Here is a 23,835-nt window from a genome sequence, read left to right on the forward strand (position 1 = left end):
CTCTACCAGAAGCGGAATTACCGCACGTTCAGGCCCGTACGACGCGCTGCAATCCGCTCGACGGCGGAAAGCGTGTCGTAGATGAGGATCGCAAGAGCGCCGACGATCAGGCCGCCTTGCAGGATAAAGGCGAGATTGTTGGCCTGCAGGCCGGCGATGATGACTTCGCCCAGGGTTTTTGCGGCAACGGTCGAACCGATCGTGGCCGTGGCGAGGCTGATGACGACGGACAGCCGGATACCGGCGAGGATGACGGGTGTGGCGAGCGGCAGCTCGACCTTGAACAGCCGCTGCAACCCGGTCATGCCTGTCCCGCGCGCCGCCTCCATTACAGACGGCGGAAGGGTCGTCAGCCCCGTCAGTGTGTTTTCGAAAATCGGCAGCAAACCGTAGAGAAAGAGCGCGACCAGCGTCGGTTTTTCACCAAAGCCCAGCGTTGGAACCGCGAGCGCCAGCACCGCTACTGGCGGGAAGGTTTGCCCGATATTCACGAGGCCCCGCGAGAGCGGCAAAAACTCGGCGCCGATCGGCCGCGTCACGAGAATTGCCATGGGAACAGCCACAAGAATCGCGGCTGTCGTGGCGATGGCGACCGTCCTCAGATGCAGAAGCGTCAGTGTCAGAAGACTTCCCTGATTGTAGATCGCGGGCGCATTCTGCTGAACCAGCGGGCGCAGGATGGGATCGAACAATTCGGGCATCAGCAGGAACGTCAGCAGAAGAACGAGCAGTAACGCCCGCAGCATGAGAGGAAGCCACGCTCTCATGCCAGACACGCCGCGCGCTTGGACAGTCCTTCGACCGAAACAGAACCGATGATCCGCCCATCGGATGCGCGAACAGGCAATGCCTGCTGTCCCGTCCACAAAAGCTTTGATAGCGCTTCTCGCTGGCTCATGTCTTCGGACAGTGGTTCCCCTGTCGCTTGATTGGGCTCGACGGCCTCACCGATAGTCTGCATCGACAGGAGCCGGAACGGCCGCTCCGTATCACCGATCAGGGTCTCGACGAACGGGGTCGCAGGCTGTCGAACCAGCTCGATCGGCGCGCCGTATTGAACGACCTTGCCCTTGTCCATCACCGCAATCCGGTCCGCCAGATGAAAGGCCTCGTCCATATCGTGCGTGACGAGAACGATGGTCGTGCCGAGCACTTTTTGAATGCTGATAAGGTCCTGCTGCGCCTTGGCGCGAATGATCGGGTCGAGAGCGCCGAACGGCTCATCCATCAGGAGCACGTTGGGTTCAGCCGCAAGAGCGCGTGCCACGCCGACCCGCTGTTGCTGCCCGCCGGAGAGTTCATGCGGAAAACGCGACGCGAAATCGGCGGGGTCGAGCTGGAAGAGTTCGAGCAGCTCTTTTACTTTGGCGTCGATGCGGGGCCGGTCCCAGCCAAGGAGACCCGGAACAGTGGCGATATTCTGCGCGACGGTTCGATGCGGAAAAAGCCCGTGTCCCTGGATCGCGTAGCCGATCCTGCGCCGCAGTTCGAACCCCGGCAGGTCGCGATTGTCGACGCCGTCGAGCTTGATGGTACCGGAGGTCGGTTCCACCAGCCGGTTGATCATCCGCAGAAGCGTGGTCTTGCCGGAGCCGGACGTTCCGACAATAACCGTTACCGTGCGCGGTCGGATCGTCATGGTCACCGTGTCGACAACCGTGTTGTCGCCGTAACGCTTGGTGAGGGTCTCGATTTCGATCATGCGGCTTTGCCTCGAGTGCCAACAGGGGCGTTCAGTTCGACGAGTGCGTCCAATATGGTGGCTGCGGTGAAGGCGAGTACGACGGTGGGTACGGCGCCAAGGAGCACAAGATCCATTGCCGTCTGGCCGACGCCCTGGAAGACGAAGACGCCGAACCCGCCGCCGCCGATCAGGGCCGCGATGGTTGCAAGTCCAATATTCTGGACCAGAACGATGCGGATACCGGTCAGAATGACGGGCATGGCGAGCGGCAGCTCGATGCCGAACAGGCGTTGGCGTCCGGTCATGCCAACACCGCGGGCTGCCTCGTTTGCCTCGCGGGGGACGCCCTCGAGGCCAACGACCGTGTTGGCGACGACAGGCAGCAGGGAATAGAGAAAAAGCGCGACGAACGCGGGTGCAGCGCCAATGCCGCGTATGCCGATCGCGGCCGCACCCGGAACGTTGATGGCGATCCAGCCGAGCGGCGCGATGAGAATGCCGAACAGGGCAATCGACGGGATCGTCTGGACGAAGTTCAGCGTGTTGAGAATGCCGGCACGCAAGGAAGTGATACGGTGGGCAAGAACGCCGAGGGGAAGACCGACGACGACGGCTGCAATCAGCGATCCGATCGCCAATGTCACATGTTTTCCCGCTTCCTGCCAGAAGACGTCGGCGCGGCCCGCATATTCCCTGATGATGGAAAGTCCGTCCCAGAGACCCGAAGACAGGACGAGCGCGATGCCCGCTAGGCTGACCGCCAGCAGGGCGATCCGAACGACGGGCGTTGGCCGCAGTCTGGCGATCGCATCGGCGGCGAGCAGGAAGAACGCGAGCATCAAAAGCCAGGCGCCTGAGGCCGGCGATACGCGGGCATAGGTATTGCCTTCAGGCGTCAGGAACGATGCGGCAGAGCCGACCGAGATGGCCAGTCCCGCGAGCACGGCGGCGGCAGCCGCGAGCCTCAGGTATAGGGGCGTTTTGAAGAGAGCGATTAGGGTTGCTGCGCCGATGACGAGGACGAAGCCGATCGACGTGGAGGAGGGCAACGATTCCCAAAGAAGCTTCCCCTGCCCCGGCACGATCCGGTTGGGACGGAAAATCATGAGGGGCGCGAAGAAGGCAGCGTAGACCGCCAGCAGCGCCACGACGACACCCAGCTTATCGAGGCGAAGCTTCAATCCGATCCTCCTTGGCCCTCGGATGATGCATCCCTCCCTTTCGGGAGGAACGCATCAAGCAGACAGTGTTACTTCAGAAAGCCGTTCTTCTTCAGGAAGTCTTCGGCGACGGCTTTCGGTGGTTCGCCACCGAGCTGCACGCGGCCGTTCAATTCCTGAAGCGTCACGAGGTCGAGCTTTTCGAAGACCGGCTTCAGAAGGGTTTCGATCTGCGGATGTTCTTTCAGAACCGCTTCACGGATGATCGGAGCCGGCTGGTAGACCGGCTGGACGCCCTTGTCGTCTTCCAGAACGACGAGACCGGAGGGAGCAATGCCACCATCCGTGCCGTAGACCATCGCGGCATTGGCGCCGTTTGTCTGGTTGGCAGCTGCTGCAATCGTGGCAGCGGTGTCGCCGCCAGACAGCGTGATCAGCTGGTCGGACTTGAGCGTGAAGCCGTAGGTCTTCTGGAAGGCCGGAAGGGCTGCAGCCGAGTTGACGAATTCCGAGGAGGCGGCCAGAACAACCTTACCGCCGCCAGCAACATACGAGCCGAATTCGCTAAAGGTCTTGATCTTGCCTTCGTCCGCGACTTCCTTCCGGATGGCGACGGCCCAGGTGTTGTTCGCCGGCGACGGTGTCAGCCAGACGATCTTGTTGGCGTCGTAATCCAGCTTCTTGGCTTCAGCATAGGCTTTTGCGGCATCCTTCCAGGCTGGGTCTTCCGCCTTTTCAAAGAAGAACGCGGCATTGCCGGTATATTCCGGATAGATGTCGATCTCGCCGGCGGTAATCGCCTTGCGAACGACAGGCGTGGCGCCGAGCTGAACACGGTCCGTCGTCTTGATGTCGTTGGCGTTCAGGATGGACAGAATGATGTTACCGAGGACGCCGCCCTCGGTATCGATCTTCGACGAGACGACGACTTGCGCCGATGCCGTGGCCGCAGATGCGGCAATGGCGAATATGGTTCCGATCACGATCTTGGGCAGGTGCACGGCCGGTATCTCCCTGTTTACAACTAGTCTTGCCTGGCGCGCCCAACCGCAATCGTCCGGACGCAAACGCCTATATATGCCGCCGGTTCAAGAAGAATAGTGGAGCAACGTCACGTCAGTCATTTGCGGTATGCCTCGTCCTGAAACCGAGGCCGTATGCCGTCTCCGGATCCGACAGCCGCTCGGAAACGACTGCCCGGCGGGAGGAACGATCGCGCCTTCTTCGAGTTATGTCGATGCCGCCCCTAGCATCCCTTTCAGCGAACATTTCGGAGGCCCACCCATGGCAGACAACATCAGCAATCCTGAAGGCAAAGGCCCTGCAGGTGGTTGGGGCTCGGTAAAGTCGATTTTCCGGATCTACGGCGAGAGTTCGCCTCCACCAGCGTTTCTCGAAACATTGTCTCGACAAAACAAGCCGGGCGGATTCATGTGCGTCTCGTGCGCCTGGCCAAAGCCCAAAAACTATCACCCCTTCGAGTTTTGCGAGAATGGTGCCAAGGCCACCATGTGGGACCTGACCAACTCCCGTTGCGGACCTGATTTCTTCAAGAAGCATACGGTGGAGGAGCTGAAGGGCTGGAAAGACCACGATCTGGAGATGACAGGTCGCCTGACCCATCCTCTCCGCTTCGACCACGCGACCGGACAATACGTGGAGGCCACCTGGAACGAGGCGTTCCAGAAGATCGGCGCAACGCTAAAGCGCCTGGAGAAGAAGAGCGTGGTCTTCTATTCGTCCGGCCATGCCGGACTGGAAGCATCCTACCTCTATGCCTTGCTGGCACGCGCCTATGGCAACAACAACCTGCCGCAGAGCTCGAACATGTGCCACGAGACGACGTCCGTCGGCCTCACCAAGGTCATCGGCTCGCCGGTCGGTACCATCGTCTGGGAAGATTTGGAAAAGACCGACGCCTTCTTCTTCTTTGGCCAGAACCCGGGCACCAACAGTCCACGTTTCCTCCATCCGCTGCAGGAAGCCAAAAAGCGCGGCGCGAAGATCGTCACATTCAACCCTGTTATCGAGCAGGGTCTCGTGTCGTTCGTGAACCCGCAAAATCCGCTCGACATGGTCACGGGCAACGAGACCAAGATATCCGATCAGTATCTGCAGGTGCAGGCCGGCGGTGACGTCGCTGCCATGCTGGGTCTATGTAAGACCGTCGTCGAGACCGATGATGCGGCGGTTGCCGCTGGCCGGGCGCGCGTTCTCGATGTCGATTTCATCGCCGAGCACACGACGGGCTTCGACAAGTTCATCGAATGCGTGCGCGACACGCCTTGGTCGGACATTGTGCGCGAAAGCGGGCTCACGGAGGCTGATCTGCGCGAGGCAGGCGCGACTTATATTGCCGCCAAGCGCGTCATCGGCGTCTATGGAATGGGACTGACCCAGCACTCGCAGGGCGGCCTCAACATCGCGATGCTGGTCAACCTTCTCCTCCTGCGCGGCAATATCGGCCGCGAGGGGGCTGGTTGCTGTCCGGTGCGTGGCCACTCGAACGTTCAGGGCCAGCGGACCGTCGGCATCGCCGAAAAAACCAAGCTCATCCCGATGGACAAACTGAAGGAACTGTTCGATTTCGATCCTCCAACCGAGGACGGAACGCACATCGTCGATGCGGTCAAAGGCATGATGGCGGGAACCATTCGCGCCACGATCTCACTCGGCGGCAATCTGCTTCGGGCCGTGCCGGATCAGGTCGATATGGAGCGGGTCTGGGCCGAACAGGAGCTGACGGTCATGGTCTCGACGAAGCTCAACCGCAGCCATCTGTTTCCGGGCAAGGAGGCCTGGATCCTGCCATGTCTCAGCAGAACCGAGATCGACATGCAGGCGACCGGAAATCAGTCCGTCACGACGGAAGACAGCTTCTCCCACATTTCCGGATCGATCGGAAAGCGCACGCCGGCATCCAAGCAACTCCAGAGCGAACTTGCGATCGTGACCGGCATCGCCAAGGCAACCCTCGACCATAACCCGAAGCTGAAATGGGACGAATGGACGCGGGACTACAGCCTCGTTCGCAATCTCATCGAGGCAACCTACCCCGACGACTTCAAGCATTACAACCAGCGCATGTTCGAGCCCGGCGGCTTTTACCGCGGCAATGATGCGCATGACCGCAAGTGGAATACCGAGGAAAAGAAAGCGGTCTTTACAACGCCGCATCAGCTCAACGCGTTGTCGTTCGAGGATGCGCCTGGTCGGTTCCGGCTGATCACGATGCGATCCAACGACCAGTTTAACACAACGATCTATGGCTATTCGGATCGATTCCGCGGCATTGAGGGTACGCGAGACGTGCTTCTAATGTGTCCGGAAGACATCGCTGCAGCAGGACTTCGGGAAGGTCAGGTCGTATCGCTCGTCAGTGACTTCGAAGACGGCAAACATCGCGAACTTAGCGGGCTGACGGTTAGAGCGCACAAGCTTCCGCGCGGCACGATCGGCGGGTACTACCCCGAATGCAACGTGCTGAACGCAATCGACCATCACGACGAGATGTCCAAGACGCCGGCGTCCAAGGCAATCCCGGTGAAGATCGTCAGCCACTGATCCCGAACGCGAGTACCGTCCGGTACAGTGCCCGCCACGCCAGGTAAACCAGGTTTGGCGGGCACGCTTCGTTCTGCTTAGGCGCTTTCAATTTCGCCAAGAAACGCATCTCGATTGTTCTGCACGACCGCCAAAAGGTAGTCGGCGACGGCACGTACACGGGGAATGCGGCTCATGTCGCGGTGACGGACCAGGTAGTAGTGCCGGGTCAACTGCACCTCGCGGGGCAGCACCAGCTCGAGATCCGGCTGACGGCGCGCAATGAAATGCGGCAGGATGCAGAGTCCCTGGCCCTGAAGCGTCGCCGTCAGTTGCGCCGAGATGCTTGAGCTCTGAAACCGCGGCCGGATTCCCGGATGGACGTCGCCAAGATAGTCCAGTCCCGGCGCAAAGATCATATCCTGGATGTAGCCGATGAACGGGTGTAGCAGCAGGTCGTCGCGGCTTTTGATCTCCGGTCGCTCGGACAGGTAGGATTTTGCGCCGTAGATGTTCAGCCGATAGTCGGTGATCTTCTCGATCTCGTAGGGTCCGCCCTTCGGCGGATCGAGCGAAATGGCAATGTTCGCCTCCTTGCGCGATAAGGACATGATCTGCTGGATCGTCACCAGCTCGAGCGAGAGATTGGGATGCTGGACGGTGAAATCCCCGATCTGATGCGCGAGGAAGAAGTTCGCAATTCCTTCCGGAGCACTGAGACGGACGACGCCCTGATGAGCAGCGCTCCCCGAGAAGATATCCATCTGCAACCGGTCCGCTTCCGCCTCCATGCGTTCCGCCGCTTCGATGAAGCGTTGTCCAATACCGGTCAGGACATAGCCGCGCGGATTGCGCTCGAAAAGCTTGATCCGGAGACTGAATTCCAGTCGGTCGATGCGGCGCGACACGGTGGCATGGCTGGTGCGCAATTGCCGGGCCGCGACGGAAAGCTGCCCGGTTCGGGCGACCGCCAGGAAATATTGAAGGTCGTCCCAGGTGAAGTTCGGGCTGGCTGTCATGTCGGCGGTTAGCGCTCCAATGTCCCTATCTGTTCAAACGCTGTCACGTGTCTGTTCAAAATTGAACAGAGGCTGTTTGCAATTAATAGCGCGCTCCTCCTTGCGTCAACGTTCGTTTTACTTGACCATACCCACAGGAGGGGCTGCTTTGAGGAGGGTGGCCCGCCAAATTTGAACAGATTCGCGCGCTGTTATCTCTGGGAGGAGACCTTATGCGAAAGACGTTTGTGGCGTCCGTTGTTACACCGCTGGCCGTATTGCTCGCCAGCAGCACTGCATTTTCCCAAACGGCATCCGACGGCAAGGTCAGGATCGGTATCCTTAACGACCAGTCCGGCGTGTATTCCGATTTCGGCGGCAAGTCGTCCGTTGAGGCTGCAAAGATGGCGGTCGAGGATTTTGGCGGCAAGGTTCTGGATGTTCCGATCGAGGTCATCGACGCCGATCACCAGAACAAGCCCGACATCGCCTCCAACATCGCCCGCCAGTGGTACGATACCCAGCAGGTCGATACGATCATGGACCTGACAACGTCGTCGGTCGGTCTCGCGGTCCAGGCGCTGTCCAAGGACAAGAAGAAGATCACCATCAACACCGGTGCGGCGACCACTGATCTCACGGGCAAGTCCTGCACGCCCTACGGCTTCCACTGGGCATATGATACCCATGCGCTTGCGGTCGGCACAGGCGGTGCGATGGTCAAGCAGGGCGGTGACAGCTGGTTTTTCCTGACCGCGGACTATGCATTCGGCTATTCCCTCGAGCAGCAGACCAGTGACTACGTGAAGGCCAATGGCGGCACGGTCGTCGGTTCGGTGCGGCATCCCCTGTCGAGCCAGGATTTCTCATCCTTCCTGCTGCAGGCGCAGTCATCAGGCGCGAAGGTGATCGGGCTTGCCAATGCCGGTCTCGACACGGCCAACTCTATCAAGCAGGCGGCCGAGTTCGGTATTGTCCAAGGCGGTCAGAAATTGGCGGCGCTCCTGTTCACGCTGGCCGAAGTGCACGGGCTCGGACTTGAGGCAGCACAAGGCCTGACGCTAACGGAAGGCTATTACTGGAACCTCGACGACAAGAGCCGCGAGTTTGCCAAGAAGTTTTTTGCCCGGACCAGCAAGATGCCGAACATGGTTCATGCGGGCACCTATTCTGCCGTGACGCAGTATCTCAAAGCCGTGCAGAAGGCCGGTACGGACGAGAGCGATGCGGTTTCCAAAGCTCTGCATGAAATGCCGGTCGACGACTTTTTCGCGCGCGGCGGCACGGTCGGAGCCAACGGCCGAATGATCCACGACATGTACCTGCTGCAGGTAAAGAAGCCTGACGAAAGCAAGGAGCCGTGGGACTATTACAACGTGCTTGCCACCATTCCCGGCAAGGAGGCCTATCTCGACCCGGCCAAGGCCGGTTGCGAGCTGGTGAAGTGAGCGATGGCAGTCGCATCGATCTCGACTAACGAGCAGCCACGGGTGGTCTTGTCCGCCCGTGGCCTGTCGAAGAGCTTTGGAGCATTCGCAGCCGTCAAGAATGTCGATCTCGATGTTCACGACGCCAGTGTCCATGCGCTGATCGGTCCGAATGGCGCCGGCAAGACGACGGTGTTCAATCTGCTCACCAAGTTTTTGCAGCCGACCGCCGGTTCGATCACGCTGCTCGGCGCCGACATCACGAAACTGCCGCCGGACAAGGTGGCGCGCATGGGGCTGGTCCGCTCCTTCCAGATCTCAGCCGTGTTTCCGCATCTGACAGTGCGTGACAATGTCCGCGTCGCATTGCAGCGTCCGAGCGGGTTGTCGACGCAGTTCTGGCTGCCGCTCTCCTCGCTCGACCGGCTGGATGCCCGCGCCGACGAGCTGATCGAGACTGTGGGGCTGAAACGCGAGCGCAACGCGCTGGCTGCCGACCTTTCCTACGGTCGCAAGCGGGTACTGGAGATTGCCACGACTTTGGCACTCGATCCCAAAGTGCTGCTGCTCGACGAGCCGATGGCCGGCATGGGCCAGGAGGATATCGGTACCGTGTCCGCCATCATCCGCGAAGTGGCGAGAACCCGCGCGGTGCTGATGGTGGAGCACAATCTTTCCGTCGTTGCAGATATCTGCCACCACGTCACAGTACTGCAGCGTGGCGAAATTCTGGCCGAGGGCGATTACGCGACGGTCAGCCAGGATCCGCGCGTCCGCACGGCTTACATGGGCACGGAGGAAGCATGATGGCGCAACCCCTGCTTCAGGTTTCCAATCTCAATGCCTGGTATGGTGAAAGCCACGTCCTGCACGGCGTCGACATGACGGTGCATGAGGGCGAAACCATCACCATTCTCGGTCGCAACGGCGTCGGCAAGACCACGACGCTGCGCACGATCATGGGCATCATCCGCGAACGGCGCGGCGAGATCCTCTTTTCGGGCCAGGACATGTCGCGGGTTCCATTGCACAGAACCGCCCATGCGGGTCTCGGCTTCGTACCGGAGGAGCGCGGTATCTTCTCGACGCTGACGGTCGAGGAAAATCTGATGCTGCCGCCTGTCGTTGCGCAAGGTGGAATGCCGCTCAGCGAGATCTACGAGCTATTCCCGAACCTTCACGAACGCCGCTCCAGCCCGGGCACGAAGCTCTCCGGTGGCGAACAGCAGATGCTGGCGATCGCCCGTATCCTGCGCACCGGGGTAAAACTGCTCATCCTCGACGAGCCGACCGAAGGGCTTGCGCCTGTCATCGTGCAGCGCATCGGCGAAGTCCTGAAGACGCTCAAAGACCGCGGCATGACGGTGCTGATGGTCGAGCAAAATTTTCGCTTCGCAAGCCGCGTCGCTGACCGGTTCTACCTGATGGATCACGGAAAAATGGTGGCAAATTTTCCCGTCGGCGAACTGCCCGAGAGGATGGACATGCTGCACAAGGTTCTGGGGGTTTGAGCATGGTCGCAATGCAAACGGATCACCGCACGGACGACCTGGCAACGCGCTCGCGTCCAGTTTCGGTAAAATCAGACGACGCCAGGAGCGCCGCACCATGACCATGATTTTCGGCATTCCGCTCCAGGCTTTCCTCGGACAGCTCCTGATCGGCCTGATCAACGGCTCTTTCTACGCACTCTTAAGCCTCGGTCTTGCGGTCATCTTCGGGTTGCTGCGGGTCATCAACTTTGCCCACGGCGCGCAGTATATGCTCGGCGCGTTCGTCGCCATGCTGCTGCTGCAGTATTTCGGCATCAACTACTGGTTCGCGCTTGTTTTCGCGCCGCTCATCGTCGGCCTGTTCGGCGCCGTCACCGAACGCTTTCTGCTATCGCGGCTTTACAAGCTGGACCATCTCTACGGTCTGCTCTTCACCTTCGGGCTAGCGCTTACCATCGAGGGCACGTTCCGGTATCTCTACGGATCGTCAGGCCAGCCCTATTCGGTCCCGCCGCAGCTTGCCGGCGGCACCAATCTCGGCTTCATGTTCCTGCCCATCTATCGCGGCTGGGTCGTGGTCGTGTCGCTGATCGCCTGTATCGGCACCTGGCTTTTGATCGAAAAAACCAAGCTCGGGGCCTATCTGCGGGCAGCGACGGAAAATCCGACCCTCGTGCAGGCCTTCGGCGTCAACGTGCCGGTGCTCCTGACCCTGACCTACGGGCTCGGCGCCGGACTTGCAGCCTTCGCGGGTGTGTTGGCCGCGCCGATCTACCAGGTCTCGCCGCTGATGGGATCCAACATCATCATCGTCGTCTTTGCGGTCGTCGTGGTGGGCGGCATGGGATCGATCATGGGTGCGATCCTGACCGGCTACATGCTCGGAATCGCCGAGGGCCTGACGAAAGTGTTTTATCCGGAAGCATCGAGCATCGTGATCTTCGTGATCATGGCGATCGTGCTGCTTCTGCGGCCAGCCGGTCTTTTCGGCCGGGATGTTTAGGGAAGGATGCCAGAGATGAGCGACATCATCCACACCGCCGCCCCGCCGCGCATAGAGAGGTCGGGCACAGCCACGAAAACCTACGCGATCTTCATCGGGTTGGGACTGGTGCTGCTCCTTGTTGCACCGCTGTTCTTCTACCCGATCTTTCTGATGAAGCTTCTGTGCTTTGCGCTATTTGCCTGCGCGTTCAACCTGCTGTTGGGTTACACGGGCCTGTTGTCCTTTGGCCATGCGACGTTCTTCGGCGGAGCCGCCTATTTTACTGCCCATGTCGTGAAGGTCTGGGGTCTGTCGCCGGAACTCGGCATTCTCGTCGGTGCATTCGGAGCGGCCGTGCTTGGCCTGATCATGGGCTTCTTTGCGATACGGCGGCAGGGCATCTACTTTGCGATGATCACGCTTGCGCTTTCGCAGATGTTCTTCTTCTTCTGCCTGCAGGCGGAATTCACGCATGGCGAAGACGGCATCCAGTCCGTGCCGCGCGGCCACCTGTTCGGCTTTATCGATCTCAGCGAAACGACGAACATGTACTATTTCGTGCTGGCCGTCTTCTTGATCGGCATGGCGATCATCTGGCGGTTCATCAACTCGCCGTTCGGCATGATCCTCAAATCGATCCGCGAAAACGAGCAGCGCGCCATCTCGCTCGGCTATTCCGTATCCCGCTACAAGCTCGGCGCCTTCGTCATGTCGGCGGCGCTTGTCGGGCTTGCCGGCGGAACCAAGGCGCTCGTCTTCCAGTTCGCGACGCTGACCGATGTCGGCTGGCAGATGTCCGGCGAGGTGATCCTGATGACGCTGCTTGGGGGCATCGGCACGCTGATCGGACCGATCTTTGGCGCCGGGCTTGTCGTTGCGTTGCAGAACTACCTCGCGACCTCGGAATTTCCCGTCACGATCATCACCGGCGTGGTCTTCATGGTCTGCGTCCTCCTCTTCCGGCGCGGCCTGATCGGGGAATTCTACGCCTCGCGGCTTGGCCGAAAACTGGGCTTCGAGCATCGCCGCTGATTGGCTGAAGATCATGGAAACCTACGACTACATCATCATCGGTGCCGGAAGCGCCGGCTGCGTTCTTGCGAACCGCCTTTCGGCCGATAGCCGCAACAGCGTGCTGCTGCTGGAAGCCGGCGGGACCGACAACTATCACTGGGTGCATATCCCGGTCGGCTATCTCTATTGCATCAACAACCCGCGCACCGACTGGTGTTTTGCCACCGAAAAGGAGGAAGGCCTCAACGGCCGCTCCCTGTTTTATCCGCGCGGAAAGCTGCTCGGTGGCTGCTCTTCGATCAACGGCATGATCTATATGCGCGGCCAAGCGCGCGATTACGACCTATGGCGGCAGATGGGATGTGCCGGCTGGGGCTGGGACGACGTGCTGCCGCTGTTTCGCAAGAGCCAGGACTTCTACAAGGGCGGCGACGATCTGCATGGCGAAGGCGGCGAATGGCGGGTCGAAAAGCAGCGTCTGCACTGGGCGGTGCTCGACAGTTTCCGCAAGGCGGCGGAACAGGCGGGCATCCCGATGATCGAGGATTTCAACCGCGGCGACAACGAAGGCTCGAGCTATTTCGACGTCAACCAGCGTTCGGGCATTCGCTGGAACACCTCCAAGGCCTTTCTGCGGCCCGCGATGAAGCGGCCGAACCTACGCGTCCTCACCAAGGCGCATGTCCGCCGCCTGATCATCGAAACCGGTGAGGTGAAAGGCGTCGAGTTTCAGCAGAATGGCGTGTCGCAGGTGGCTCATGCCCGTCGCGAGACGGTGCTTTCGGCCGGCGCGATCGGGACGCCGCATGTGCTCGAACTCTCAGGCGTCGGACGCGGCGAAGTTCTGGCGGACGCCGGGGTCGAGATGGTCAAGGAGGTGCGACAGGTCGGCGAAAACCTGCAGGATCACCTTCAGCTTCGGCTGGTCTACAAGGTCACCGGCGTGCCGACGCTGAACGAGAAAGCCTCTCGCTGGCTCGGCAAGGCTGCGATCGGGCTGGAATATGCGCTGAAACGCTCAGGACCTATGTCCATGGCTCCAAGTCAGCTCGGGATTTTTACCCGGTCGGGTCCGGACAAGGAAACGGCTGATCTCGAATACCATGTCCAACCGGTCTCGCTGGACCGCTTCGGGGATCCGGTTCATGCTTTTCCGGCAATCACCGCAAGCGTATGCAATCTTCGCCCCGAAAGCCGCGGTTCCGTGCATCTGAAAGGCCCCGATTTCGCCGCAGCGCCGGCGATCCGGCCGAACTATCTTTCGACAGCTGGCGACCGCAGTGTCGCGGCAAGTTCGATCCGGCTGACCCGCAACATCGTCGCGCAGCCTGCTTTTGCCCGCTACCAGCCGGAAGAATACAAGCCGGGACCGGCATACGACACGGATGCAGATCTGGAGCGCGCTGCCGGCGAAATAGGAACGACGATTTTCCATCCTGTGGGCACGGCCCGGATGGGGTCTGACCCCGATAGCGTCGTCGATCCGCGACTGAAGATGAGAGCACTCGGCCGGTTGAGAATTGCCGATGCGTCGGTCATGCCGGCCATCACATCGGGCAACACCAATTCTCCGACGATCATGATTGCCGAAAAGGCAGCAGCGATGATCCTGGCGGACAATCGATAAGGGGGGACTATGAGCAAGGTTGCATTCGTTGGACTTGGGAACATGGGCGGGCCGATGGCGGCCAATCTCGTCAAGGCGGGACATGACGTCTGGGGCTTCGATCTTTCGGAGGCGAGCAGGAATGCCGCAAGTGCGCATGGCGTCAACGCGGCAAGCACCCTCCCCCAGGCTGTGCTGAATGCAGACTGCATTATCACCATGCTGCCCAAGGGCCAGCATGTCCTCGCCGTCTGGTCGGATCTGGCATCCGTGATCCCCGAGGGAACGCTGCTCATCGATTGTTCGACCGTGGACGTGGAAAGCGCCCGCAAGGCGCATGCTCTGGGAAGCGCGATGGGTTGCCTCTCTCTCGATGCTCCGGTGTCCGGGGGAACGACTGGCGCGGAAGCGGGCACGCTGACATTCATGGTGGGCGGCTCGGAGAGTGCGTTTGCGTCGGGTAAGGCTATCCTCGAAGCCATGGGCCGCAAGATTGTCCACTGCGGCGGCGATGGTGCGGGTCAGGCTGCAAAGATCTGCAACAACATGATCCTCGGCATCTCGATGATCGGCGTCTGCGAAGCGTTCGGTCTGGCTGAAAAGCTGGGCCTCTCGCATCAGGCGCTGTTCGATGTCGCCTCGACCTCATCGGGCCAGTGCTGGTCGCTGACGACCTATTGCCCCGTGCCCGGTCCCGTGCCGACATCGCCTGCCAACAACGACTACCGCCCCGGCTTTGCCACGGCGCTGATGCTGAAGGACTTGCTACTGTCGCAAGAAGCAGCACAACAATCCGGCGCCGCGACACCGCTCGGAGCCCACGCGGCCGACCTCTACGCCCGGTTCGAGGCAGCCGGACACGGCGGCGAGGACTTTTCCGCCATCATCCGGATGCTGCAGGAGATACCGCGGGAATAGGACGGTTTCGGAGTTGGAACGCCGGCATATGCCGCAAATTCAACCCGATATGCCGGTCAGCTCCTTCTGAACTTTAAGCAGTGACGGAATGTAACGGTCAGCGACAGCCTGCATCGGCTCCTCTGACGCGGCTAGCCCGATGTTCAGCGCGGCGACGACCTGGCCGCGGGGGCTGAATAGCGGGACGGCCAGAGAGCGGAGGCCGATTTCGACCTCCTGATCGATGCAGGCATAACCGCGATCACGGATGCGGAGCAGTTCGCCCTTGAGTGTTTCGATGTCGGTCACGGTCTTTGCGGTCCTCGCCACGAGCGGCTTTGATGAAAGAAGATCTTCTGCCTGCTCGACAGGAAGTGCTGCCAGCATCACCCGCCCCATAGAGGTGCAGTAGGCTGGAAGGCGTGAGCCCGGCATCAGCGAAATCGACATGACCCTGCGCTGCGCGGCCCGCGCGACGTAGACGATGTCACTCGCATCAAGAATGGAAACGGATGTGCTTTGGCCTGTCTGTTCGGACAGGTCATCGAGCCAGGGCTGCACGATCTTCGGCAATGGCATCGCTGCCAGGCATCCCGTTCCCAGTCGCAAGACGCGGGGGGTGACGGTGAAGAATTTTCCGTCATAGGCGCAATAGCCGAGTTCGGAGAGCGTCAGGAGGCATCGTCTCACCGTCGCGCGATCATAACCGGTGAGCTGTGAGGCTTCGGCGATGCTGAGACGCGGTCGCTCGGCAGAGAAGGCTTCTATGACCTTGAGGCCCTTTGCCAGCCCGCCCATCATGTCTCTCGTCTTGACGTCCAACAGAGCCTCATTTTGTGCGATAATCGTACAAAGAGACGATATCGCACAAATGGTTTGCCGTCCATCTGTATGGGATTTAGTTGTTTCTGCAGCGGGAGCGGTTTGCGGAGGATACTGATGGACAAAACAATTCGGACTTTGGCTGATGCCGTGTCCAAGATCACCGACGGTGCCACGGTGATGATCGGTGGTTTCGGAGGCTCCGGTGCGCCGATCGAACTCATCCACGCGCTGATCGACAGCGGTCCTAAAAACCTGACCGTGATCAATAACAACGCCGGGAACGGACGCATCGGTATTGCGGCAATGATCGATGCGGGCATGATCGCGAAGATGATCTGCTCCTTCCCTCGCTCGTCCGATCCGCGGGCTTTTACCGATACCTATCTGGCCGGAAAGATCGAGTTGGAACTCGTCCCCCAGGGCACGCTTGCCGAGCGGATCCGCGCAGGTGGCGCCGGCATACCGGCCTTCTACACTCCGACGGGTTATGGAACGGAACTGGCCGAGGGCAAGCCGGTCGCCGAGTTCGATGGACGACAATTCGTGCAGGAGCGCTGGCTCAAGGCCGACTTTGCCATCGTCAAGGCGCATCTGGGCGACACCCATGGCAACCTCACCTATCGCAAGGCCGGCCGGAACTTCAATCCTCTGATGTGCATGGCGGCGACCACCACCATCGCCCAGGTCTCGCAGATCGTTGAACCCGGCGACATCGACCCCGAACACGTGATCACGCCCGGCATCTTTGTCGATGCGGTGGTCGAGGTTTCAAACCCTCAGCAAGAAGAAGAACTCATCCGGGCCGGAGTGGCCTATGCCGGAGGAATGAGCGCATGAGCGGCGAAACTCAGACACTGGACACCCGCGACGACATCAAACTGTCGAACACGCAGATCGCCTGGCGTGCCGCGCAGGATATCGAAGATGGCGCCTATATCAATCTCGGGATCGGTTTTCCGGAAATGGTCGCCCGCTATCAGCCGCCCGGCAGACAGGCGATCTTCCATACGGAAAACGGCATCCTCGATTTCGGCGAGCCTCCGGCAGCCGGTGAGGAAGACTGGGATCTGATCAACGCGGGCAAAAAGGCCGTCACGGTCAAGCCTGGTGCTGCTTTCTTCCATCACGCGGACAGCTTCGCCATGGTGCGGGGAGGCCATCTCGACGTTGCCATCCTCGGCGCCTATCAGGTGGCGGAGAATGGCGACCTTGCCAACTGGCGTGTTGGCTCCAAGGGCGTGCCGGCGGTCGGCGGCGCGATGGATCTTGTGCATGGCGCAAAGCAGGTCTTCGTGATCACCGAGCATGTGACGAAAGACGGCAAGCCGAAGCTGGTCTCCAAATGCACATTTCCCCTCACGGGCGTCGGCTGCATCACGAGGGTCTATACGAGCCATGCGGTGATCGATATCGCTGACGGCCGTTTTGTCCTGCGTGAAAAGCTCGCCGCAATGACCATCGAGGAATTGCAGGCGATGACCGGCGCGCAGCTCCATGTGGACGGCGCTGTTGCCGATCTTGTCGTACCGGCGCTTTGAGGAGAGATCGATGACCGAAGCATTTATCTGCGATTATATCCGTACCCCGATCGGTCGTTTCGGCGGCGCGCTGTCATCGGTCCGTGCGGACGATCTGGGCGCTGTACCTCTTAAGGCACTGATGGAGCGAAACGCTGCCGTCGACTGGGAAGCGGTCGGCGACGTGGTCTTTGGCTGCGCCAACCAGGCGGGCGAAGATAACCGGAATGTCGCGCGCATGTCGCTGCTGCTTGCCGGCCTGCCAGTGTCCGTATCCGGCACGACGATCAACCGTCTCTGCGGATCGGGCATGGATGCCGTGATCACCGCTGCCCGCGCCATCAAGGCCGGCGAAGCCGACATCATGATTGCCGGTGGCGTGGAAAGCATGAGCCGCGCTCCGTTCGTGATGCCGAAGGCCGAGACCGCGTTTTCACGCAACGCGGAGATATACGACACCACCATTGGGTGGCGTTTCGTCAATCCGCTCATGAAGAAGCAGTACGGCGTCGATTCCATGCCGGAAACCGGCGACAATGTCGCGATCGATTACCATGTCTCTCGCGAGGATCAGGACGCGTTTGCAGTGCGCAGCCAGAACAAGGCGTCTGCCGCCCAGCAGAACGGCAGGCTAGCAAGAGAAATCAAAGCCGTCAGCGTTCCGCAAAAGAAGGGCGATAGCATCATCGTCGACAAGGACGAGCATCCCCGCGCAACCAGCTTGGAGGCATTGGCTAAACTCCGGCCGGTGAACAAAATGGAAGGCGGCACGGTCACTGCCGGCAACGCATCCGGCGTCAATGACGGGGCAGCGGCACTGATCATCGCCTCGCAGGAAGCGGCCCTGAAATATGGCCTGACGCCGATTGCACGCATCCTCGGCGGCGCTGCGGCTGGCGTTCCGCCACGGGTGATGGGCATCGGGCCTGCGCCAGCGACGCAGAAACTCTGCGCACGCCTCGGCTTGTCGCCGCAGGATTTCGGGATTGTCGAGCTAAACGAAGCCTTCGCCTCTCAGGGCATCGCCGTTTTGCGCGAGCTCGGAATCCCCGATGATGCGGAGCATGTCAACGCGAATGGCGGTGCGATCGCGCTGGGTCACCCGCTCGGCATGTCCGGAGCACGCATTGCCGGAACCGCGGCACTGGAGCTATCGCTGGGTAGTACGCGATACGCGCTTGCCACGATGTGCGTCGGCGTTGGCCAGGGGATCGCCCTCGCCCTGGAACGGGTTTAGCGGATTGCAGCCGGGCCTCGAACTCAATTCGAGGCTCTCGGCAACCATTGGCGGCTGTCGCTGTTGATAGTGGAGGCGCGCGGCGAGTCCGGATAGCGTCTCCCCCTCGAAAACTCGTAAGGATCGGCAGCATGAACGAACCGCAGGAGTTTGCGCACAGCACCAATGGAGATCGGTGGTTTATAGAGCCCGCTCCCGAGAACCAGCACCCAACAGTTATTCACCGTGGCAACTTGCCGTCCGGTGGCCACGAAACGCGGATTCCAGTGGACGTGTTCTTAAGTCAACACCCACGTGGCTCCGAGCACGACGCGCTTGAGCGGATGCTATCTGCACTTCCCGTGAGGAACTCCACGATTGAGACTGGGACTGCGTCCGGCCTGTCGATGCTGGCCCATCAGTATCTGCGTCTCGGTGGTCGTCGCAGCGCTACGCGTGCATGGGGAACCGATACCAAAGAAGCTGAGGATTTCTGGAACGAGAATATCGCTGTGCTCGACGCCGTGGGAAGGCGTGAAGTCGAGACGTATCTGCCGACGATCGGAGGTCCGTGATCTCTGGTCGACTATAGCAGTAATCGTAGCCACGGGCATCAAACAAGATCGGCCGCGCAGGCTGCGGGCCGAGTTCATTCGATGTCGGGCTGGTGTCAGGCCTTCTTGGCGCGCTTGGCAATCAGGGCAGCAGTCGCAGAGGCGCGGTCTTCAATTTCTTTTGCAAGGCGCGCAGCCTTGAGCCGAGCCGTCTTTGAGTCACGTTCGGCGACGTGTGCGTTTAATTCTGCGACCGCTTCGACGCGGGAGAAAAACTGGGTCTGGGTCTGAGCAAATGCGGCTTCCGCACGCTCGCGCGACTTCGACATTGTTTCCGTCATTTCTTATCCAATCCTGGCGGTAGACGCCAAATAAGAAGGCCGAGCACGTATGCTCGGCCCTCACCAACTGCTACTTCGACAGTGCCAGTACATCCGTGGTCAAAGCGAAGCAAAAATCGAATTAAGCAGCCTGAAGGTTGCAGGCCGACATCTTGCCCGACTTTGCGTCGCGCTCAAGTTCGTAGCCCAGCTTCTGGCCTTCAACGATTTCGCGCATTCCGGCGCGCTCGACTGCGGAGATGTGAACGAACGCATCAGCGCCGCCATCGTCAGGCTGAATGAAGCCGAAGCCCTTAGTGGAATTAAACCATTTTACTGTGCCGGTGGTCATAGTGAACCCTTTCAAAGCATAGAGAAGATATCTGCAAAACGAGATCTTGCAGAAGGTGATAGCGATTTGTTTTGAAGAGGAAGTTCGCTCAGGCGCTTCGTTCGAAGCGCAATAACCAAAGATCAGCAAGCAAAATATCGATAAACGACAAATAGCGGCTACGCTCCCGAAAGTCAACTTTTAGTTTCCCCGGCCCGACTGGAGCGCTTTCGAAGAGGCTGAGTTAGCGACAACGGAACCGATTGTGGATCAGCTTGTTTCTGCTCAGAACGCTAGACTGGAGATCAAACCATGCAAGAAACACGTCGCCCGACACCTCCCCATCCCGCCCAGCATCAGGATCCGCCAGGCCAGACCGCATTGATGGATCCGGCGCCGGATCATGGCGAACACTCCTACAAGGGCAATGGTCGTCTTGAGGGCAAGGTCGCGCTTATCACCGGTGCTGACTCAGGCATCGGCAAAGCTGTGGCGATCGCATTCGCCCGCGAAGGCGCAGATATCCTGATTTCGTACCTCAGCGAACACGAAGACGCTGAAGACACGGCGAAGTGGGTGCGCGAAGCAGGCCGCAAGGCAGTGGTCGTTCCCGGCGACATCAAGTCGGAAGAGCATTGCAACGCGCTCGTGAAGCGCACGGCCGATGAGCTCGGAAAAATTGACATCCTCGTCAACAATGCCGCCTTCCAGCGCACCTATGCCACCATTACCGATATCACTGCGGAAGAGTGGGACGAGACGTTCCGGACCAACATCTACGCACCATTCTTCCTATCGAAGGCGGCTGTCCCTCTGATGAAGCCGGGTAGCTCGATCATCAACACGACGTCGATCCAGTCGCGTCAACCTTCGCCACAGCTTCTCGCCTACGCCTCGACCAAGGGTGCCATCTCCAACTTCACGGCTGGTCTTGCCGAAATGGTGGCAGAACATGGGATCCGGGTGAATGCCGTCGCGCCGGGCCCGATCTGGACGCCTCTCATTCCCTCGACCATGCCGGCTGAAAAGGCGGCGAAGTTCGGCGAGCAGACCTTGCTCGGTCGTGCGGGCCAGCCAGCCGAATTGGCAGGTGCCTATGTTCTATTGGCGTCCGACCTTGGCAGCTACATGACTGGCGCCGTCATTCCGGTGACCGGCGGCGAGATCATGATCTGATCCGTTCATTGTCGTTCGGTTTCGGGAAGGCTCGCTCCTCTCCCGAAACCGCTCTCGAAGAGCGAGTTTCGGTACCCATAGAAACACGAGCCGGATCAGAGGATGTCTCGATCCCCACACAAACAAGCAAGGAAAACCCAATGGCCGATCATTCCCAGTCGCCTGCTGCCGCTTCTCTTCTTCGCGAACAGGCAGCACAACGCGCCCGCACTCCAGACGAAGTCCTGCAACAGGGCCTCGAGGAGACCTTCCCGGGTTCCGATCCTGTTTCATCTTCGTCCACTGCCACAGGCTTTGGCGGCCCGAGCACGAGTTCAGACGAACCGCTTGTCGATGAAGCGCTGGCATCGGTCCACGACCGCGACAACTCGGCAACTGCCAAAGCACGAGATACGCTGACAGCCCTCCGCGCAGAGCTCGAAAGTTTGAAGGACAGAGCCGTAGAGCCAGCAACCTACCGCGAGTACGCGGACGAACCCCGCCTTATTGTGGACGACATCAAGCGCGGTATCCAAAGATCGCCAATCGGAGCCGTTGGGCTTGCGGCGGCTATCGGATTTCTGTGGGGCATCACGCGATAACCACGCTCAACCATAAGTATTTGTGACGAAAACTGGAACACCCAGCATTTCCGCCCGTTCGTTCACTAAGAGATTACGCAAAAGTGTTCATGAACGGAGAATGGAAATGGCTTTCAATGTTCTGATTGTCGAAGATCAGCCAATTATTGCAATGGGTCTGGAAGACGCTGTCGAAGCGTTGGGGCACCATTCGATTGGCGTGGCGAGAAACAGAGCGGAAGCCACGTTGCTTGCGGCCACAGCGGATATGGCTTTGGTCGATGTCAACCTCGATGACGGTCCAACCGGGCCGGGCATCGGGCGCGACCTAGCAATCGCCGACATCACCGTCTTGTTCATGACGAGCGATCCGGGCGCGCTGGGGGCGGGCGTGAAGGGGACGCTTGGCGTGATGGAGAAGCCGATCCTCGATCTCGAGGTCGTGAAAGCAATCCAGTACGTAGCGGACAGACGCGCCGGGATCGAGGGCACGTGCCCGCCGGACCGCCTCAGAACGTTTCCCGTCACAAAGCAGTAAGACTGGCGTCGTCCCGATATAGTGTCGGGACGACCATTAGCCGGACGCAGCGCGCTTCCACCTTTCAATCGAACAGTCGTCTGTCGATTATCCGTCGTGTGCCCGAATAATATCGAGGAACGCGTCGCCATAGCGCTCAAGCTTCGCTTGCCCGACGCCGGATACACCGAGGAGCGCATCGTGGGTTGTCGGCCGCTGCGTTGCAAACGCGATAAGCGTCGCATCGGCAAATACGACGTAGGGAGGGATCGCCAGATCCTTCGCAATCGTCATTCTCATCTTGCGCAATGCCTCAAACAAGACCGCATCGGTCTCTCCCAACTGCGACCTTGGGTTTTTCGAGCCTGACGTTTGCCCTCGTGCCGTCTTGCGGCCGGTCACCGGGTCCTTGCGGAAACGGACGGTCCGCTCGTGGCGGAAGACATCGCGTGCCGAAGGCTCCAGTTTCAAAGCTCCGAAAGCCTGGTGATCGACGCGCACCAGCCCTGCGGCCAGAAGCTGGCGATAGACGGACTGCCACGTCTTTTGTGCCAGATCCTTCCCCGCACCGAAGACCGGCATGTCCACATGGCCAAAGCGACGTGTCTTTTCGTTGTCATTGCCGAGCAGGACATCGATCAAATGGCCGGTACCGAACCGTTCCTCTGTTCGATACACGGCAGCGAGCGCCTTGATGGCGGCCTCGGTTCCGTCCCAGGTGTCCACGGGCTTGATGCAGGTATCGCAGTTTCCGCAATGCCCCGCATGCTCTTCTCCAAAATGTGCGAGGATCGCCTGTCGTCGGCAGCCGGCCGTCTCGCAGATCGCAAGCAACGCATTGAGCTTGGCGCGCTCGACCCGCTTGACGTCGTCGCCGGACGTGCCGTTGTCGATCATCCTGCCGCGCTGAATGACGTCGGCCATCCCGTAGGCCATCCAAACTTCGGACGGCAGACCGTCACGACCGGCACGGCCCGTCTCCTGATAATAGGCTTCGACTGAGCTCGGCAAATCCAGGTGCGCGACGTAGCGTACATCGGGTTTGTCGATGCCCATCCCGAACGCGACGGTCGCGACGAGGCAGAGGTCTTCCTCTTTCAAGAAGGCGTCCTGATTGGCATCGCGAACCTCCCGGTCCATACCGGCATGGTAGGGCAACGCGCGGATGCCTTGCGCACTCAACCACTCCGCGGTTTCCTCGACCTTCGCGCGCGACAGGCAGTAGACGATACCGCTCGATCCCTTGTGATTCTCCAGGAAGCGCAGCAACTGCTGGCGCGGCTGATCCCGTTCAACGATCTCGTAGGCAATATTGGGGCGATCGAACGACGCGGTGAAGACCCGGGCATTGCGCAGGGTGAGCCTGTCGATGAGATCTTCCCGCGTATGCGGGTCGGCGGTCGCGGTCAGCGCCATACGCGGCACGCCCGGGTAAAGGTCGGCGAGTTCACCGAGCTGCCGATACTCCGGGCGAAAATCATGCCCCCATTGCGAGACGCAATGCGCTTCATCGATTGCAAACAGCGCGACCTTGGCGTCTCCGATCAACTCGCGAAACCCTGATGTCACGATCCTCTCGGGGGTCACGTACAGCATGTCGAGCGTGCCGGCCGCGAGCGCGCGTTTGACCTCGCCGAACGTTTCCCGCGGCATGGAGGAGTTGATCGAAGCGGCACGGACTCCGATCTGCTTCAACGCTTCGACCTGATCGCGCATCAGCGCAATCAGCGGCGAAACAACGATGCCGACGCCGTCGCGGCAGAGAGCCGGGATCTGAAAGCACAGGGACTTTCCTGCGCCCGTCGGAAACAGCACAACCGCGTCTCCGCCCGAGACAACATGGCGAACGACAGCCTCCTGGTCGCCGCGAAAGGATGGGTAGCCGTAAACCTTCTGCAAAACCCCGACCGGATCCGCCTGCATACCGCTTTTGCGTTCATCATCTTGGCTGGTTGATTTCGCTTGCATGAGCTCGTTCCGCCTCCATCCTTGCTCGCGAGCCATCTCACACG

General features: G+C 60.2%; 24 protein-coding genes. 15 read left to right on the plus strand and 9 right to left on the minus strand.

Going from position 1 to position 23,835, the window contains the following annotated elements; all coding sequences use genetic code 11:
* Positions 1-17: 17 nt before the first annotated feature.
* The 4 genes from ACQY1P_RS01565 to osmF all read right to left on the minus strand — a co-directional run bounded on the left by ACQY1P_RS01565 (position 18) and on the right by osmF (position 3,845).
* Positions 18-767, minus strand: coding sequence for an ABC transporter permease (locus ACQY1P_RS01565; RefSeq protein WP_113111454.1), 750 nt, complete (start codon positions 765-767; stop codon positions 18-20).
* Positions 764-1,702, minus strand: coding sequence for an ABC transporter ATP-binding protein (locus ACQY1P_RS01570; RefSeq protein WP_430253638.1), 939 nt, complete (start codon positions 1,700-1,702; stop codon positions 764-766). The genes ACQY1P_RS01565 and ACQY1P_RS01570 overlap by 4 nt, the downstream gene beginning before the upstream one ends.
* Entirely contained in the window at positions 1,699-2,865 is a 1,167-nt protein-coding gene (locus ACQY1P_RS01575; RefSeq protein WP_430253640.1) for an ABC transporter permease, read from the minus strand. The genes ACQY1P_RS01570 and ACQY1P_RS01575 overlap by 4 nt, the downstream gene beginning before the upstream one ends.
* A gap of 68 nt (positions 2,866-2,933) precedes the next feature.
* The gene (osmF, locus tag ACQY1P_RS01580; protein ID WP_430253642.1) at positions 2,934-3,845 is read right to left on the minus strand and encodes a glycine betaine ABC transporter substrate-binding protein OsmF; all 912 of its coding nucleotides are present in this window, start codon (positions 3,843-3,845) and stop codon (positions 2,934-2,936) included.
* Positions 3,846-4,128: 283 nt separating this feature from the next.
* Between osmF and ACQY1P_RS01585 the strand changes: the two genes are divergently transcribed.
* Positions 4,129-6,408: an FdhF/YdeP family oxidoreductase gene (locus ACQY1P_RS01585; protein ID WP_430253644.1), complete on the plus strand. Its 2,280-nt coding sequence runs from the start codon at positions 4,129-4,131 to the stop codon at positions 6,406-6,408.
* 77 nt (positions 6,409-6,485) lie between these two features.
* Here the strand turns inward: ACQY1P_RS01585 and ACQY1P_RS01590 are convergent, their stop codons facing one another.
* On the minus strand, positions 6,486-7,406 hold the full coding sequence (locus tag ACQY1P_RS01590) for a LysR family transcriptional regulator (RefSeq protein ID WP_430253645.1): 921 nt from the start codon (positions 7,404-7,406) through the stop codon (positions 6,486-6,488).
* A gap of 212 nt (positions 7,407-7,618) precedes the next feature.
* Here ACQY1P_RS01590 and ACQY1P_RS01595 point away from each other — a divergent pair, with 212 nt between their 5' ends.
* The 7 genes from ACQY1P_RS01595 (at position 7,619) to mmsB (ending at position 14,828) form a co-directional block, all read left to right on the plus strand.
* Positions 7,619-8,833, plus strand: a complete 1,215-nt coding sequence (locus ACQY1P_RS01595) for an ABC transporter substrate-binding protein (RefSeq protein ID WP_430253647.1) — start codon at positions 7,619-7,621, stop codon at positions 8,831-8,833.
* A 3-nt stretch (positions 8,834-8,836) separates the two neighbouring features.
* Complete coding sequence (locus ACQY1P_RS01600) at positions 8,837-9,619, plus strand: ABC transporter ATP-binding protein (protein ID WP_113165394.1); 783 nt, start codon at positions 8,837-8,839, stop codon at positions 9,617-9,619.
* A complete protein-coding gene (locus ACQY1P_RS01605; RefSeq protein WP_062459733.1) occupies positions 9,619-10,323 on the plus strand; it encodes an ABC transporter ATP-binding protein in 705 nt (234 codons plus the stop codon). The genes ACQY1P_RS01600 and ACQY1P_RS01605 overlap by 1 nt, the downstream gene beginning before the upstream one ends.
* A 97-nt stretch (positions 10,324-10,420) precedes the next feature.
* Entirely contained in the window at positions 10,421-11,308 is an 888-nt protein-coding gene (locus tag ACQY1P_RS01610) for a branched-chain amino acid ABC transporter permease (RefSeq protein WP_062578012.1), read from the plus strand.
* A gap of 15 nt (positions 11,309-11,323) precedes the next feature.
* On the plus strand, positions 11,324-12,322 hold the full coding sequence (locus ACQY1P_RS01615) for a branched-chain amino acid ABC transporter permease (protein ID WP_430253650.1): 999 nt from the start codon (positions 11,324-11,326) through the stop codon (positions 12,320-12,322).
* A gap of 13 nt (positions 12,323-12,335) precedes the next feature.
* Positions 12,336-13,931, plus strand: coding sequence for a GMC family oxidoreductase (locus tag ACQY1P_RS01620; RefSeq protein WP_430253652.1), 1,596 nt, complete (start codon positions 12,336-12,338; stop codon positions 13,929-13,931).
* Positions 13,932-13,940: 9 nt separating this feature from the next.
* A complete protein-coding gene (mmsB, locus tag ACQY1P_RS01625; RefSeq protein ID WP_325264913.1) occupies positions 13,941-14,828 on the plus strand; it encodes a 3-hydroxyisobutyrate dehydrogenase in 888 nt (295 codons plus the stop codon).
* A gap of 39 nt (positions 14,829-14,867) precedes the next feature.
* Here the strand turns inward: mmsB and ACQY1P_RS01630 are convergent, their stop codons facing one another.
* A complete protein-coding gene (locus tag ACQY1P_RS01630) occupies positions 14,868-15,629 on the minus strand; it encodes an IclR family transcriptional regulator domain-containing protein (protein WP_325264911.1) in 762 nt (253 codons plus the stop codon).
* 117 nt (positions 15,630-15,746) lie between these two features.
* Here ACQY1P_RS01630 and ACQY1P_RS01635 point away from each other — a divergent pair, with 117 nt between their 5' ends.
* The 4 genes from ACQY1P_RS01635 to ACQY1P_RS01650 all read left to right on the plus strand — a co-directional run bounded on the left by ACQY1P_RS01635 (position 15,747) and on the right by ACQY1P_RS01650 (position 18,940).
* A complete protein-coding gene (locus ACQY1P_RS01635; protein WP_113165399.1) occupies positions 15,747-16,469 on the plus strand; it encodes a 3-oxoacid CoA-transferase subunit A in 723 nt (240 codons plus the stop codon).
* A complete protein-coding gene (locus tag ACQY1P_RS01640; RefSeq protein ID WP_062459708.1) occupies positions 16,466-17,170 on the plus strand; it encodes a CoA transferase subunit B in 705 nt (234 codons plus the stop codon). The genes ACQY1P_RS01635 and ACQY1P_RS01640 overlap by 4 nt, the downstream gene beginning before the upstream one ends.
* Before the next feature lie 10 nt (positions 17,171-17,180).
* A complete protein-coding gene (gene pcaF, locus ACQY1P_RS01645) occupies positions 17,181-18,386 on the plus strand; it encodes a 3-oxoadipyl-CoA thiolase (RefSeq protein WP_192087331.1) in 1,206 nt (401 codons plus the stop codon).
* Positions 18,387-18,517: 131 nt separating this feature from the next.
* On the plus strand, positions 18,518-18,940 hold the full coding sequence (locus ACQY1P_RS01650; protein WP_430253655.1) for a hypothetical protein: 423 nt from the start codon (positions 18,518-18,520) through the stop codon (positions 18,938-18,940).
* 95 nt (positions 18,941-19,035) lie between these two features.
* Here the strand turns inward: ACQY1P_RS01650 and ACQY1P_RS01655 are convergent, their stop codons facing one another.
* Complete coding sequence (locus tag ACQY1P_RS01655) at positions 19,036-19,260, minus strand: hypothetical protein (protein ID WP_062459699.1); 225 nt, start codon at positions 19,258-19,260, stop codon at positions 19,036-19,038.
* A gap of 121 nt (positions 19,261-19,381) precedes the next feature.
* Positions 19,382-19,591 carry a cold-shock protein gene (locus ACQY1P_RS01660; RefSeq protein WP_062459695.1) on the minus strand — a complete coding sequence of 70 codons (210 nt, stop codon included), beginning with the start codon at positions 19,589-19,591 and terminating at the stop codon, positions 19,382-19,384.
* Between the two features lie 291 nt (positions 19,592-19,882).
* Between ACQY1P_RS01660 and ACQY1P_RS01665 the strand changes: the two genes are divergently transcribed.
* The 3 genes from ACQY1P_RS01665 to ACQY1P_RS01675 all read left to right on the plus strand — a co-directional run bounded on the left by ACQY1P_RS01665 (position 19,883) and on the right by ACQY1P_RS01675 (position 21,844).
* Positions 19,883-20,746: an SDR family oxidoreductase gene (locus tag ACQY1P_RS01665; protein WP_082471776.1), complete on the plus strand. Its 864-nt coding sequence runs from the start codon at positions 19,883-19,885 to the stop codon at positions 20,744-20,746.
* A 140-nt stretch (positions 20,747-20,886) separates the two neighbouring features.
* Positions 20,887-21,327 (plus strand): hypothetical protein, encoded by a 441-nt coding sequence (locus ACQY1P_RS01670; RefSeq protein WP_430253657.1) that lies wholly within the window; start codon positions 20,887-20,889, stop codon positions 21,325-21,327.
* Between the two features lie 106 nt (positions 21,328-21,433).
* Positions 21,434-21,844, plus strand: a complete 411-nt coding sequence (locus tag ACQY1P_RS01675; protein ID WP_082471777.1) for a response regulator — start codon at positions 21,434-21,436, stop codon at positions 21,842-21,844.
* A gap of 87 nt (positions 21,845-21,931) precedes the next feature.
* On the opposite strand, the gene recQ is transcribed toward ACQY1P_RS01675, so the two are convergent.
* On the minus strand, positions 21,932-23,746 hold the full coding sequence (recQ, locus tag ACQY1P_RS01680; RefSeq protein WP_430253882.1) for a DNA helicase RecQ: 1,815 nt from the start codon (positions 23,744-23,746) through the stop codon (positions 21,932-21,934).
* Positions 23,747-23,835: the final 89 nt, after the last annotated feature.

The organism is Neorhizobium sp. DAR64872/K0K18 (assembly GCF_050500175.1).
Lineage (GTDB): Bacteria > Pseudomonadota > Alphaproteobacteria > Rhizobiales > Rhizobiaceae > Neorhizobium > Neorhizobium soli.